8 protein-coding genes are annotated in these 13,687 nt (G+C 62.2%); 2 read left to right on the top strand and 6 right to left on the bottom strand.

Features of this window, described 5'->3' with window-relative positions:
- Window positions 1-88: 88 nt before the first annotated feature.
- Window positions 89-1,549 carry a membrane-bound lytic murein transglycosylase MltF gene (mltF, locus tag B7L09_RS11855; RefSeq protein ID WP_094468964.1) on the bottom strand — a complete coding sequence of 487 codons (1,461 nt, stop codon included), beginning with the start codon at window positions 1,547-1,549 and terminating at the stop codon, window positions 89-91.
- Between the two features lie 274 nt (window positions 1,550-1,823).
- On the opposite strand from mltF, the gene purL reads away from it, so the two are divergent.
- Together purL and B7L09_RS11845 are read left to right on the top strand one after the other, a co-directional pair.
- Window positions 1,824-5,720: a phosphoribosylformylglycinamidine synthase gene (gene purL, locus B7L09_RS11850; RefSeq protein ID WP_094468963.1), complete on the top strand. Its 3,897-nt coding sequence runs from the start codon at window positions 1,824-1,826 to the stop codon at window positions 5,718-5,720.
- A gap of 5 nt (window positions 5,721-5,725) precedes the next feature.
- Window positions 5,726-6,037, top strand: coding sequence for a YqfO family protein (locus B7L09_RS11845; protein ID WP_094468962.1), 312 nt, complete (start codon window positions 5,726-5,728; stop codon window positions 6,035-6,037).
- A gap of 87 nt (window positions 6,038-6,124) precedes the next feature.
- Here B7L09_RS11845 and nagE read toward each other — a convergent pair whose 3' ends face one another.
- The 5 genes from nagE to B7L09_RS11820 all read right to left on the bottom strand — a co-directional run bounded on the left by nagE (window position 6,125) and on the right by B7L09_RS11820 (window position 13,310).
- Window positions 6,125-7,840, bottom strand: a complete 1,716-nt coding sequence (gene nagE / locus B7L09_RS11840; protein ID WP_094468961.1) for an N-acetylglucosamine-specific PTS transporter subunit IIBC — start codon at window positions 7,838-7,840, stop codon at window positions 6,125-6,127.
- 45 nt (window positions 7,841-7,885) lie between these two features.
- The gene (gene ptsP, locus B7L09_RS11835) at window positions 7,886-10,402 is read right to left on the bottom strand and encodes a phosphoenolpyruvate--protein phosphotransferase (protein ID WP_094468960.1); all 2,517 of its coding nucleotides are present in this window, start codon (window positions 10,400-10,402) and stop codon (window positions 7,886-7,888) included.
- A gap of 35 nt (window positions 10,403-10,437) precedes the next feature.
- Complete coding sequence (locus B7L09_RS11830) at window positions 10,438-11,448, bottom strand: SIS domain-containing protein (RefSeq protein ID WP_438269320.1); 1,011 nt, start codon at window positions 11,446-11,448, stop codon at window positions 10,438-10,440.
- On the bottom strand, window positions 11,441-12,547 hold the full coding sequence (nagA, locus tag B7L09_RS11825) for an N-acetylglucosamine-6-phosphate deacetylase (RefSeq protein WP_094468958.1): 1,107 nt from the start codon (window positions 12,545-12,547) through the stop codon (window positions 11,441-11,443). Before nagA ends, B7L09_RS11830 begins: the two co-directional genes overlap by 8 nt.
- A gap of 31 nt (window positions 12,548-12,578) precedes the next feature.
- A complete protein-coding gene (locus tag B7L09_RS11820; RefSeq protein WP_094468957.1) occupies window positions 12,579-13,310 on the bottom strand; it encodes a GntR family transcriptional regulator in 732 nt (243 codons plus the stop codon).
- Between the last annotated feature and the right edge of the window lie 377 nt (window positions 13,311-13,687).

Raw genomic sequence — 13,687 nt, 5'->3', positions numbered from 1 at the left:
ATAGCGGTGTATCAGTCAAAGATTATGTCGACTGACACACCGCTATCGCGAGCAAGCTCGCTCCCACATTTTTTGATTGGGGCGGTTGTTAAAGCTGCGGGGTTTCCTGATTCGGCTTGGTCTTGTCGACCCCCGGCACATGCAGGTTGCCTTCCGCCACCTGATTGCCTTCAAGCTGTGGCTGCGTGACCCACGTCAGGATGTCGTAGTAACGACGGATGTTCGCCACGAAGTGCACCGGCTCGCCGCCCCGGGCGTAGCCATAACGCGTCTTGCTGTACCACTTTTTCTCTGACAGCCGCGGCAGGATCTTCTTCACGTCCAGCCACTTGTCCGGGTTCAGGCCTTCTTTCGCCGCCAGTTTGCGCGCGTCATCCAGATGGCCGCTGCCGACGTTGTAGGCCGCCAGTGCAAACCAGGTGCGATCCGGCTCCTGGATCGATTCGTCCAGCTGATCCTTCATGTAGGCCAGGTACTTGGCGCCGCCCATGATGCTTTGCCTGGCGTCCAGGCGGTTGGACACGCCCATCGCCTGGGCGGTGTTCTGGGTCAGCATCATCAGGCCGCGCACGCCGGTCTTGGAGGTGACGGCCGCTTGCCATAACGACTCCTGGTAACCGACGGCCGCCAGCAGGCGCCAATCGACTTTCTCTTTCTTGGCGTAGGCCTTGAAGTGTTGCTCGTACTTGGGCAGGCGTTGCTGCAAGTGCTGGGCGAAGGTGGTGGCGCCCATGTAACCCAGTACGTCGACGTGCCCGTAATAGCGGTCTTTGAGACGTTGCAAGGTACCGTTTTTCTTCACCTTGTCGAGGTAGGCATTGATCTCGTTGAGCAGGCTGTTGTCATCCCCCGCCGCCACGGCCCAGCTCTGGTTACTGGCATTGCCGAGGTCGAACGCCACGCGCACGTTGGGGAAGTACACCTGGTTCATCGCGACTTCGTTGGAGTCCACCAGGGTCAGGTCGATTTGCCCCTCGTCCACCATGCGCAGCAGGTCGACCACCTCAACGGCGTCGGACTCTTCGTATTCAATGCCAGGNTTCTGCTTTTTAAGCTCGGCCAATTGCTCGGCGTGGGTGCTGCCCTTGAGCACCATGATCTTCTTGCCCACCAGGTCGCCCGCGTCGGTCGGCCGCGATTTACCGTTGCGGTAGATGATCTGTGGCGTGACTTCAAGATAGGAGTGGGAAAACCGCACCTGCTGTTTGCGTTTCTCGCTGCTGACCAGACCGGCAGCAGCCAGCACCGGGCCGTTAGGCTTGCCCACCTGATTGAACAGGTCGTCGAGGTTGTCGGCGGTCTCGATTTTGAGTTCCACCCCCAGATCGTCGGCGAAGCGCTTCACCAGCTCGTATTCGAAGCCGGTTTCACCGTTGCGATCCTGAAAGTAGGTGGCGGGGCTGTTTCGGGTAACCACCCGCAGCACGCCATCCTCCTTTACGCGCTCCAGCGTGCTGGGCTTATCAACACAGGCGCTGAGCATCAGGAAGAGTCCGGTTGCGATGAGCCATTTGGCGCATCGCGGGCGTAAAGCAGTAGGGGAGAACATCTGCGCAGTATACGCAAAGGACCACGAGCGCCATATCTCGACAGCGAAGGGCTTGTCTGCTAGGCAGCGTAAAACCCGCTTGGAGCCCGCAGGAATGGGCCCGAACGGTAATTTGTGACATAAAAAATAACCCTCGGCGTATCGCTGTTTAAGGTCCAAATGCCCGGCCCGACGTTCGGGTGCGCCCGCGCGCACCGTTTCGGGTGATGTCGCGGGCGGTTTAGGCTAGAATGCACGGCCTCAAAGCACACCCCTTCCCGAGGCTGTCCCGAAGATGTTGATCCTGCGCGGCGCTCCTGCCCTTTCTGCCTTTCGCCACAGCAAACTCCTTGAGCAACTGAGCCAAAAGGTTCCAGCGGTTACAGGCTTGTATGCTGAATTTGCTCACTTCGCCGACGTTACCGGCGTGTTGACCGCCGACGAACAGCAAGTGCTCGCACGCCTTCTGAAGTACGGCCCCAGCGTTCCCGTTCAAGAGCCGACCGGTCGTCTGTTCCTGGTGTTGCCACGTTTCGGCACCATCTCGCCGTGGTCCAGCAAGGCCAGCGACATCGCTCGTAACTGCGGCCTGGAAAAAATCCAGCGCCTGGAACGCGGTATCGCTTTCTACGTCGCCGGCCAGTTCAGCGATGCCGACGCGCAACTGATCNCCGATGCCTTGCACGATCGCATGACCCAGATCGTCCTCGGCAACCTCGAACAAGCTGCCGGTCTGTTCAGCCACGCCGAGCCCAAGCCGCTGACCGCGATTGACGTGCTGGGCGGTGGCCGCGCCGCCCTCGAGAAGGCCAACACCGAATTGGGCCTGGCCCTGGCCGAAGACGAGATCGACTACCTGGTCAACGCCTTCATTGGCTTGAAGCGCAACCCGCACGACATCGAACTGATGATGTTTGCGCAGGCCAACTCCGAGCACTGCCGTCACAAGATCTTCAACGCCAGTTGGGACATCGACGGCGAAAGCCAGGAAAAAAGCCTGTTCGGCATGATCAAGAACACCTACGTGATGCACAGCGAAGGCGTTCTGTCGGCTTATAAGGACAACGCCTCGGTGATCGTCGGCTCCGTCGCCGGGCGTTTCTTCCCGGACCCTGAAACCCGCCAGTACGGCGCGGTGCAGGAGCCGGTGCACATCCTGATGAAGGTTGAAACCCACAACCACCCGACCGCGATTGCCCCGTTCCCGGGCGCCGCCACCGGTTCCGGTGGCGAAATCCGTGACGAAGGTGCTACCGGCCGTGGCGCCAAGCCAAAGGCGGGCCTGACCGGTTTTACCGTGTCCAACCTGCAGATCCCGGGCTTCGAACAGCCGTGGGAAGTGCCGTACGGCAAACCTGAGCGCATTGTTACCGCGCTGGACATCATGATCGAAGGCCCATTGGGCGGCGCCGCGTTCAACAACGAATTCGGGCGCCCGGCGCTGACCGGCTATTTCCGTACGTTCGAGCAGTCCATCACCACCCCGCGTGGCGATGAAGTGCGCGGCTACCACAAGCCGATCATGTTGGCCGGCGGTATGGGCAACATCCGTGAAGAACACGTACAGAAAGCCGAAATCCTGGTCGGCTCCAAGCTGATCGTACTCGGTGGCCCGGCGATGTTGATCGGCCTGGGCGGCGGCGCAGCTTCCTCCATGGCCACCGGCACCAGCTCGGCTGACCTGGACTTCGCTTCCGTACAGCGCGAAAACCCTGAAATGGAACGCCGCTGCCAGGAAGTCATCGACCGTTGCTGGCAGTTGGGTGACAAGAACCCGATCAGCTTCATCCACGACGTCGGCGCTGGCGGTTTGTCCAACGCCTTCCCGGAACTGGTCAACGATGGCGACCGTGGTGGCCGTTTCGAGCTGCGCAACATTCCAAACGACGAGCCGGGCATGGCCCCGCACGAAATCTGGAGCAACGAATCCCAGGAACGCTACGTGCTGGCCGTCGGCCCTGAAGACTTCGCGCGCTTCCAGGCCATCTGCGAACGCGAGCGTTGCCCGTTCGCCGTGGTCGGCGAAGCCACTGCCGAGCCGCAACTGACGGTTACCGACAGTCACTTCGGCAACAGCCCGGTCGACATGCCACTCGAAGTGCTGCTGGGCAAAGCCCCGCGCATGCACCGTTCGGCGGTACGTGAAACCGAGCTGGGCGATGACTTCGACCCAAGCACCCTGGAACTGGCCGACAGCATCGAACGCGTGCTGCACCACCCGGCCGTGGCGAGCAAAAGCTTCCTGATCACCATCGGCGACCGCACCATCACCGGCCTGGTTGCCCGTGACCAAATGGTCGGCCCATGGCAAGTGCCGGTGGCCGACGTTGCCGTCACCGCCACCAGCTTCGACGTCTACACCGGTGAAGCCATGGCCATGGGCGAGCGCACGCCGCTGGCGCTGCTGGACGCTCCGGCGTCGGGTCGCATGGCCATTGGTGAAACCCTCACCAACATCGCCGCTTCCCGCATCGGCAAGCTGTCCGACATCAAGCTGTCGGCCAACTGGATGTCCGCTGCCGGTCACCCGGGTGAAGACGCGCGCCTGTACGACACCGTCAAGGCTGTCGGCATGGAGCTGTGCCCTGAACTGGGTATCACCATTCCGGTGGGCAAGGACTCGATGTCCATGGCCACCCGTTGGAACGACGAAGGCGTCGACAAGACCGTGACCTCGCCGATGTCCCTGATCGTGACCGGTTTCGCGCCAGTGGCTGACATCCGTCANACCATGACCCCGCAACTGCGCATGGACAAGGGCACCACCGATCTGATCCTGATCGACCTGGGCCGTGGCCAGAACCGCATGGGCGCCTCGATCCTCGCGCAAACCCATGGCAAGCTCGGTTCGCAAGCGCCGGACGTCGACGATGCCGAAGACCTGAAAGCTTTCTTCGCCGTGATTCAGGGCCTCAATGCCGACGGTCACCTGCTGGCTTACCACGACCGTTCCGACGGTGGTCTGCTGACCAGCACCGTTGAAATGGCCTTCGCTGGCCACTGCGGCCTGAGCCTGAACCTCGACGGTCTGGCTGAAACCTCCGCCGACATCGCCGCGATCCTGTTCAACGAAGAACTGGGCGCCGTGATCCAGGTTCGCCAGGACGCTACGCCGGACATCCTCGCGCAGTTCAGCGCCGCCGGTCTGGACGAGTGCGTGTCGGTGATCGGTCAGCCGATGAACAACGGCCAGATCAACATCACCTTCAACGGCGAAACCGTGTTCGAAGGTCAGCGTCGTTTGCTGCAACGCCAGTGGGCTGAAACCAGCTACCAGATCCAGCGTCTGCGCGACAACGTTGAGTGCGCCGAGCAGGAATTCGACGTGATCCTGGAAGAAGACAACCCGGGCCTGAGCACCAAGCTCAGCTTCGACGTCAACCAGGACATCGCCGCGCCTTACATCAAGAAAGGCATTCGCCCACAAGTTGCGGTACTGCGTGAGCAGGGCGTCAACGGCCAGGTGGAGATGGCGGCCGCGTTCGACCGCGCCGGCTTCAATGCGATCGACGTGCACATGAGCGACATCCTCGCCGGTCGCGTTGACCTCAACGAGTTCAAAGGCCTGGTGGCCTGCGGCGGTTTCTCCTACGGCGACGTGCTGGGTGCCGGTGAAGGCTGGGCCAAGTCGGCCCTGTTCAACAGCCGTGCTCGCGATGCGTTCCAGGGTTTCTTCGAGCGCAACGACAGCTTCACTCTGGGTGTGTGCAACGGTTGCCAGATGATGTCCAACCTCCACGAGCTGATCCCGGGCAGCGAGTTCTGGCCGCACTTTGTGCGTAACCGTTCCGAGCAGTTCGAAGCCCGTGTCGCCATGGTGCAGGTGCAGGAATCCAACTCGATCTTCCTGCAAGGCATGGCCGGTTCGCGCATGCCGATCGCCATTGCCCACGGTGAAGGTCACGCTGAGTTCTCCAGCGAAGAAGCCTTGCTCGAAGCCGACCTGTCCGGCTGTGTGGCCATGCGTTTCGTCGACAACCACGGCAAGGTCACTGAAAGCTACCCGGCCAACCCGAACGGCTCGCCGCGCGGGATCACCGGCCTTACCAGCCGCGACGGTCGCGTGACCATCATGATGCCGCACCCGGAGCGTGTATTCCGCGCCGTGCAGAACTCGTGGCGTCCGGAAGAGTGGAACGAAGACGGCGCNTGGATGCGTATGTTCCGTAACGCGCGCGTCTGGGTGAACTAAGGGCTGTGTACAAGCTCAGCTTTTTTGTTCCGGCCAGTCATGTCGAGTTGGTCAAGAGCGCTGTGTTCGCTGCCGGTGGCGGGCGGATCGGTGCTTACGACCATTGCGCGTGGCAAGTACTCGGCCTCGGTCAGTTTCGCGCGTTGGACGGCAGCCAGCCGTTTATCGGGCAAGTCGGCCAGGTTGAAGTGGTTGAAGAATGGAAGGTTGAGCTGGTGGTGGCGGATGAGTTGATCGTGGCGGTTGTGGCCGCGTTGAAACTGAGCCATCCCTATGAGACACCGGCGTATGAGGTGTGGCAGTTGGCGGATTTTTGATTCGCAGATTGTAGAAACAAGAAACCCGCTGGGCCAGTTTGGTCAGCGGGTTTTTTGTTGTNTGACGGATTGCCAAACGCCGAAGATCTACACCTTGGCACTCACCTCACTGCGATTGACCAACGCTTCCAGCGCATCACTCAAACTCGATGCCTTGTCACCAATCACCAGGTGCCAGACACCGCCTTCAAGCTGACTGACCCCCTGGCAACCCAGCGCCTTCAAATCACCCTCCAACAACGCCTTGCCATCCGCCAGTTGCAACCGAATCCGCGTCATGGCCACGCAATCCATCTGCAACACGTTGTCTCCACCACCCAATGCCTTCAGCCATTGCTGCGCCTCCGATTTTGCTACAGCTGCCGGTGCAGGCGCATCGACAACGGCAGGAGGGGAAGAAACAAGCGCACGCCCCAGTGCCGGCATCGCCAAGCGAATCTCATCGGCAATGCTGTCCGCCATCGGCCCGACCACCACTTGCAGGCTCCCGCCCTTGCCGGGGCGCACGACCGCCATCGCCCCCAGTGCTTTCAACTCGGCATCGTTGGCCTTGTTGCGATCCACCATGTCCAGCCGCAACCGCGTCGTACACGCGCCCACGGTAATCAGATTCTGCGCCCCGCCCAGCGCCTTGATGTACGCCCCGGCGCGTTCATTCTCGGTGACCACAACCTTCTCACCCGTCGGCACGTCTTCACGCCCTGGCGTCTTGAGGTTGAAGCGGCGGATGCAGAAATCAAATACCGCGTAGTAGATCACCGCATACGCCAACCCCACCGGCACCACCCGCCAGCCGTTGGTGGATTCGCCCCAGCCGAGCACCATGTCGATGAAACCGCCGGAGAAGGTGAAACCCAGGTGGATNTTCAGCGCATTGGTGACCGCCATCGACAGGCCCGTCAGCAGCGCATGGATCAAATACAGGAACGGCGCGAGGAACATGAACGCNAANTCAATGGGTTCGGTNACACCGGTCAAAAACGAGGTCAGCGCCATCGACAGGAAAATCCCGCCCATGACTTTGCGGCGTTCCGGCAGCGCGTTGCGGTACATCGCCAGGCACGCGGCGGGCAGGCCGAACATCATCACCGGGAACATGCCGGTCATGAACTGGCCGCCCTTCGGGTCACCGGCGAAGTAGCGCGACAGGTCGCCGGTGACCATGGCACCCGTGGTCGGGTCGGTGAAGCTGCCGAACACAAACCACGCCATGTTGTTGAGGATATGGTGCAGGCCGGTGACGATCAGCAGACGGTTAAACACGCCAAATACGAAGGCACCAATGCTCCCGCTTTCCATCAACAACACACCGAAGCTGTTGATGCCGTGCTGGATCGGCGGCCAGATCAAGCCAAAGATCACGCCCAGGCCAACGGCCGAGAAACCCGTGGCAATCGGCACAAACCGCCGCCCGCCGAAGAACGCCAGGTACTCCGGCAGTTTGATGTCCTTGAAGCGGTTGTACAGCCCGCCGGCCATCAAGCCGCTGGCGATACCGGCGAGCATGCCCATGTTGATGGTGGTGTCCATCACCTTGAGCGTGGAGACCATCACCAGGTAGCCGATCACCCCGGCGAGGCCAGCGGTGCCGTTGTTGTCCTTGGCGAAACCGACCGCGATGCCGATGGCGAAGATCAGCGCGAGGTTGGCGAAGATCGCTTGCCCGGCATCGTGCATCACGGCGATGTTGAGCAGGTCGGTGTCACCCAGACGCAGCAACAGGCCGGCAATCGGCAGGATCGCGATCGGCAGCATCAACGCTCGGCCGAGGCGTTGCAGGCCCTCGATGAAATATTGGTACATGGCGGTTCTCCCTGTGCTCTTTTTATTTGAGAGTTGTTGTAGTTTTCAGCTCAGAGGCCATTGCTGGTGACAGGCGTGACGCACCGCCCCGGCGCTGCTCAGCTTGAGCAGGTCGTGGCTGATGCGTCGGCATTGCGCGGCGTCGAGGTGGCGCACGCGATCCTTGATTTCACCGATCTGCACCGGGCTCACCGACAACTCGCTGACGCCCAGGCCGATCAGAACGGGAGTGGCCAGCGGGTCAGAGGCGAGTGCACCGCAAACGCCAACCCAACGGTTATGCACCGCCGCACCGGCGCAGGTCTGGGCGATCAGCCGCAGCAATGCCGGGTGCATCGCATCGACCCGGGCGGCGAGGCCGGCGTGGTCGCGGTCCATGGCCAGGGTGTACTGGGACAGGTCATTGGTGCCAATGGACAGGAAGTCCGCATGCTGGGCCAACTGCTCGGCCATCAGCGCGGCGGCGGGGACTTCGATCATCACCCCCAGCTCCGGGCGTTGGGTCAATTCNAGTTCGAGGCACAACGCATCGAGGCGCTGGCGGATGTGCAGCAACTCATCGACCTCGGTCACCATCGGCAACAGGATCCGGCAGCGTGACAGCGGGCTGACGTGCAACAGTGCGCGCAGTTGCTGATCGAGCAATTCCGGCCGCACCTGAGCCAGGCGAATACCGCGCANGCCCAACACTGGGTTGGCTTCGACGGGCAGCGGCAGGTAGTCGAGCTGTTTGTCGCCGCCAACGTCGATGGTGCGGATGATCACCGACTTGTCGCCCATAGCGTCCAACACGGCTTGATAGGCCTGGCGCTGCTCCTGCTCATCCGGCGCGGTGCGACGGTCGACAAAGAGGAATTCGGTGCGCAACAGGCCGACGCCATCGGCACCGTTTTCAAAGGCCACTGCGGCTTCTGCGCTGGAGGCGACATTGGCGGCGACGTCGATGTGCACGCCATCGAGTGTCAGTGCCGGGGTATGAGCCTGTGATTGTTGAAGCGCACGGCGTTGCTGATGATCACGTTGTGCCTGATGCACGTCGGCCAGGCGTTCGGCCGTCGGCGCCCATTCGAGACGACCACCGTCGGCATCCAGCACCACCGCCTGGCCTTGCGCCTGATCCAGCAGCGCCGAACCCAGCGCAACCAGGCACGGCAAACCTTTACCCCGCGCCAGAATTGCGACGTGGGACGTCGCGCCGCCCTCGGCCATGCACAACCCGGCGACCCCTTGCTCGCTCAGTTGCAGCAAGTCCGACGGTGTCAGTTCATGGGCGGCGACAATGGCGCCGGCCGGTACGTCGTAATGCCAGGCTTCGCCGAGCAAGGCGCGCAGCACCCGTTGCTTGAGGTCGCGCAGATCGTTGGCGCGCTCGGCCAGCAACGCGCTGCCGAGTTGTTGAAGGACGTCGCACTGCACGTCGATCGATTGGCTCCAGGCGTGCGTCGCGGCCATGCCTTGAACGATGCAGGCGTTGGCCGCGTCCAGCAGCGCCGGGTCTTCGAGCAAGGCGAGGTGCGCGGTGAAGATCGCTTCTTCGTCAGTGTTTTTGTGTTTCCTCGCCTGGGCCAGAGTGTGTTCGATTTCGCTGCGCACGACGGTCAGTGCGGTATCGAGGGCGTGCAACTGTTGCTCGGGGTCGTGGCCGCCGTCATCTACCGGCAGGCTGATGGCATTCAAGCGAAACAACGGCCCACCGACCAGACCGGGTGCGGCGCAAACACCGTGCAGCACGCCCGCTTCGGCAGTCCGAGTGCGTCGGGTGATCGGCGCAGGCGCAGCGGCATGGCTTTCTTCGGCCAACGCGGTGGACAAGGCGATCAGCAATGCTTGCAACGCCGCTTCGGCATCCGGGCCCTGGCAGCTGACCTGAACTTCCTCCTGCTCGCCGACGGCCAGGCTCATCAGCCCGATCAAGCTGTCACAGGTCGCCGATTTGCCGGCGAAATGCAGCTGCGATTTGCTCTTGAACCCTTGCGCGGTCTGACGAATCAGTGCGGCCGGGCGAGCGTGCAGACCGCCACGATGAGCGATGCGCACGTGGCCGAAATGCGCTTCACCCGAAAGGTCCACCTCTGACTGGGCGCCCGGCGCTGCCCGGCGAATGATGTGCAGCAGCGGGTCGCCGACCTTCACCGATTTCAGCGTGATGGGCCGCGCCTGAAACGCCTGGCTGTTGGTCAGGATCATCAGGCTGACCAGGCTTTTGCACTGCTGCGCGACCTTGTCCAGGTCGTAGCGCAACAGCGGCTGGCCGTTGCTGACGCGGGCGCCTTCCTTGACCAGCATCGAGAAGCCTTCGCCCTGCAACTCGACGGTGTCGAGGCCCAGGTGCAGGAGCAATTCGGCGCCGTTATCGGCACGCAAGGTGACGGCGTGACCGCTGCGGGCGACGTGCACCACGACGCCGGCGCAGGGGGCGTGAAGGGTGTCGTTCAGTGGATCGATGGCGATCCCGTCGCCCATCGCGCCGCTGGCGAACACCGGGTCCGGGACTTTGGCGAGCGTGAGCACCGGGCCGCTGAGCGGGGCGTTGAGGGTCAGCTCTTTATTGTTGTTATGCATGGCTCGGTCTCATCAGGAAATCGTTCGGGGCGGACTTAGTGTGTGCGCGTCACTTTGCTCAGGTGACGCGGCTGGTCCGGGTCCATGCCCCGCGCTTCAGCCAGGCCAGCGGCCATTACGTAAAAGCTTTGGATCGCCAGGATCGGGTCAAGGCTTGGGTGTTCGGCGCGGGTCAGGGTCAGGTCGCGCTCGGCAATGTCATCCGGTGCGGCCAGCAGAACGCGAGCGCCGCGCTGGCGCATGTCAGCAGCAAGGTTCAGTAAACCGGCCTGCTCGGCACCCCGTGGAGCGAAGATCAGCAGGGGATAATTCTCGTCGATCAAGGCCATCGGCCCGTGGCGCACTTCGGCGCTGCTGAAGGCTTCGGCCTGGATCGCCGACGTCTCCTTGAGCTTGAGCGCAGCTTCCTGAGCGATGGCAAAACCGGCACCTCGGCCGATTACCATCAAGCGTTGGCAATCGCGCAAGACGTCGATGGCCAGGCTCCAATCCTGTTGCGCCGCCTCGCGCAGACCTTGCGGCAAGGTGTTGCCGGCTTCGAGCAATTCCACGTCTTCTTTCCAATGGGCGATCAGACGGGCACTGGCGCTGAGGGTGGCGATAAAGCTTTTGGTGGCGGCGACGCTGCTTTCTGTACCCGCGCACAATGGCACATGGAATTCGCAGGCGGCTTCCAGCGGCGAACTTTCGGCGTTGACCATGGCAATGCTCAGGGCACCGCGTTTGCGCAATAGACGCAGGCTGTTCACCAGATCCGGACTTTGCCCCGACTGCGAGAACGCAAACGCGACCTGGCCGCTGACTTTCAGCGGCGCCTGCAACAGCGTCACCACCGACATCGGCAACGACGCCACTGGAATGCCCACNTGCTGCATGGTCAGGTAGGCGAAGTAACTGGCGGCGTGGTCTGAACTGCCGCGAGCGACGGTCATCACCACTTGCGGCGGCTGACGGCGCAGGCGCCCGGCGATCTCGAACATCTGCGGGTCGAGTTGCTGCAGTTGGGCTTGCACGGCCTCGAACGAGGACAGCGCCTCTTCAAGCATTTTTGAAGTCAATGTCTTCTCCTTCGACCATGACGGCGGTGAGTGTGAGTGATCGATCCAGCCGCACGCAGTCGGCCCAGCTGCCAGGTTGCAGGCGGCCGCGTTCGGGGAGGCCGAGGTAATCCGCAGGAAATTGCGACAGGCGTTGTGAGGCTTCGCTGATGGGCAGGCCGATTTTCACCAGGTTGCGCAGCGCCTGATCCATGGTCAGGGTGCTGCCGGCGAGGGTCCCGTCCGCCAGGCGCACGCCGCCCAGGCATTTGGTCACGGTGTGGCTGCCCAGCTTGTATTCACCGTCGGGCATGCCGGCGGCGGCGGTGGAATCGGTGACGCAGTACAGGCACGGGATCGCGCGCAGGGCCACGCGCATGGCGCCGGGGTGCACGTGCAGCAAGTCCGGGATCAGCTCGGCGTATTTGGCGTGGGCCAGCGCCGCACCGACGATGCCCGGCTCGCGGTGATGCAGCGGGCTCATGGCGTTATATAAATGCGTGAAGCTGGTGGCGCCGGCAGCGAGGGCGGCGACGCCTTCTTCATAGCTGCCCAGGGTGTGGCCGATCTGCATGCGGATGCCGCGCGCACTGAGGGTGCGGATCAAGGCATCGTGGCCGGCGATTTCCGGGGCGATGGTGATCACGCGGATCGGTGCTAGCGCCAGATAGTCCTCGACTTCGGCCATCAGCGCGGTGTGGGCAAAGTTCGGCTGGGCACCGAGTTTGCCGGGATTGATGTACGGGCCTTCAAGGTGCACGCCGAGTACCCGGGCGCAGCCTGTTGGCCGCTGCTCGCAGAACTCGCCGACGGCTTTGAGCACGCTGGAAATCTCTTCCGGCGGCGCCGTCATGGTGGTCGCCAACAGCGACGTGGTGCCGAAGCGCACGTGGGTCTTGCTGATGGTTTCGAAGGCGTCGGCGCCTTCCATGATGTCTTTGCCGCCACCGCCGTGCACATGCAGGTCGATAAAGCCGGGCAGCAGATAGGGCAAGTCGTTGTCAGCCGGGTTGCACGGCACGCCTTCGATGGACACGACCTTGCCGTGTTCGTGGATCAGCCGGCCACGAACCCAGCCGTGGGCGGTGAGGATGTTGTCTTCGGACATGATCGGTTCTCGGTTTTAGCGGCGAAGCAGGTTATCGACGAAGCTCTGCAACAAAGTCGTAGTAATCGTTGCGGCAGTAGGTGTCGGTGATTTCAATCGGCGTGTTGTCGGCGGTGTAGCCGACGCGGGTCATCAGCAACATGGCGGTGCCGGGGGCGATGCCTACCAGCTCGGCGAATTCGTCCGAGGCGTTGATCGCCTGGATGTGTTGCAGCGCGCGGACGATCGGTTTGCCGATGCCGTCGAGGTATTCGTAGAGGGAATCGCCCACCGCCTGCGGCTTGGGGATGATCGAGGCGGGCAGGGTACTCATCTCGATCGCCATCACCGTGTCGTCGGCTTTGCGCAGACGTTTGAGCCGCGCGACCTTGTCGTTGGGCGAGAGGCCGAGGCGGATCAGTTCTTCGTGGGTCGGCGGGGTGATCTCGCGCTCCAGCCATTGCGAGCCGGGAACGAAGCCCTTGAGGCGCAGCATTTCGCTGAAGCCTGAGAGGCGTGACAGCGGTTGTTCCAGGCGCGGTGTGATAAACGTGCCGGAGCCTTGGTTACGGCGGATCAGACCCTGTTCGAACAGGACTTCCAGTGCCTTGCGGGCGGTGACGCGGGAGATGCCCAGCAGCTCGCTGAGGTTGCGCTCCGATGGCAGTGCCTGCTCGGATTTCCACTGGCCGGCATGGATCGCCGCTTCAAGGTTGCGGGCCAGTTGCAGGTACAGGGGCGTGGGCTGGGTGTCGTCAGGGCGTAGGGCCTGGAGGTCATTCATGTCAGGGATGTCCGATGCGGATATTGGAGTGTTGTGTTCCGCGAATGGCTGAAAATTAATACCACTTGAATACCATGTCAATGCCAGTACTTTGCTGTTGGCGTGAGAAAGCCCGCCCTGTTTAGGGTTTGGATTAGGGTTTGGTATTAAGTGGTATTAGAGGTGAGGGTTTTGAACACAAAGATCGCAGCCTGGGACAACGCTTGCCGGGGAGATTGGTATCTTCCCGGCAGGCGTTGTCCCAGGCTGCGATCTTTTGAGTTTATTTTTCGAGGAGCGACCGAAGGTCGCGGTCAGACACGTAGCTAGAGAGCAGCAGGTGGCTTTGTGTGGCGAGGGAGCAAGCTCCCTCGCCACAGGATTACGGACGAATCTCG

Origin of the sequence: Pseudomonas mandelii (genome assembly GCF_002251635.1) — a bacterium.
Lineage (GTDB): Bacteria > Pseudomonadota > Gammaproteobacteria > Pseudomonadales > Pseudomonadaceae > Aquipseudomonas > Aquipseudomonas mandelii_B.
The sequence above is the reverse complement of the archived record's forward strand: the minus strand, read 5'-3'. Positions and strand labels throughout refer to the sequence as shown.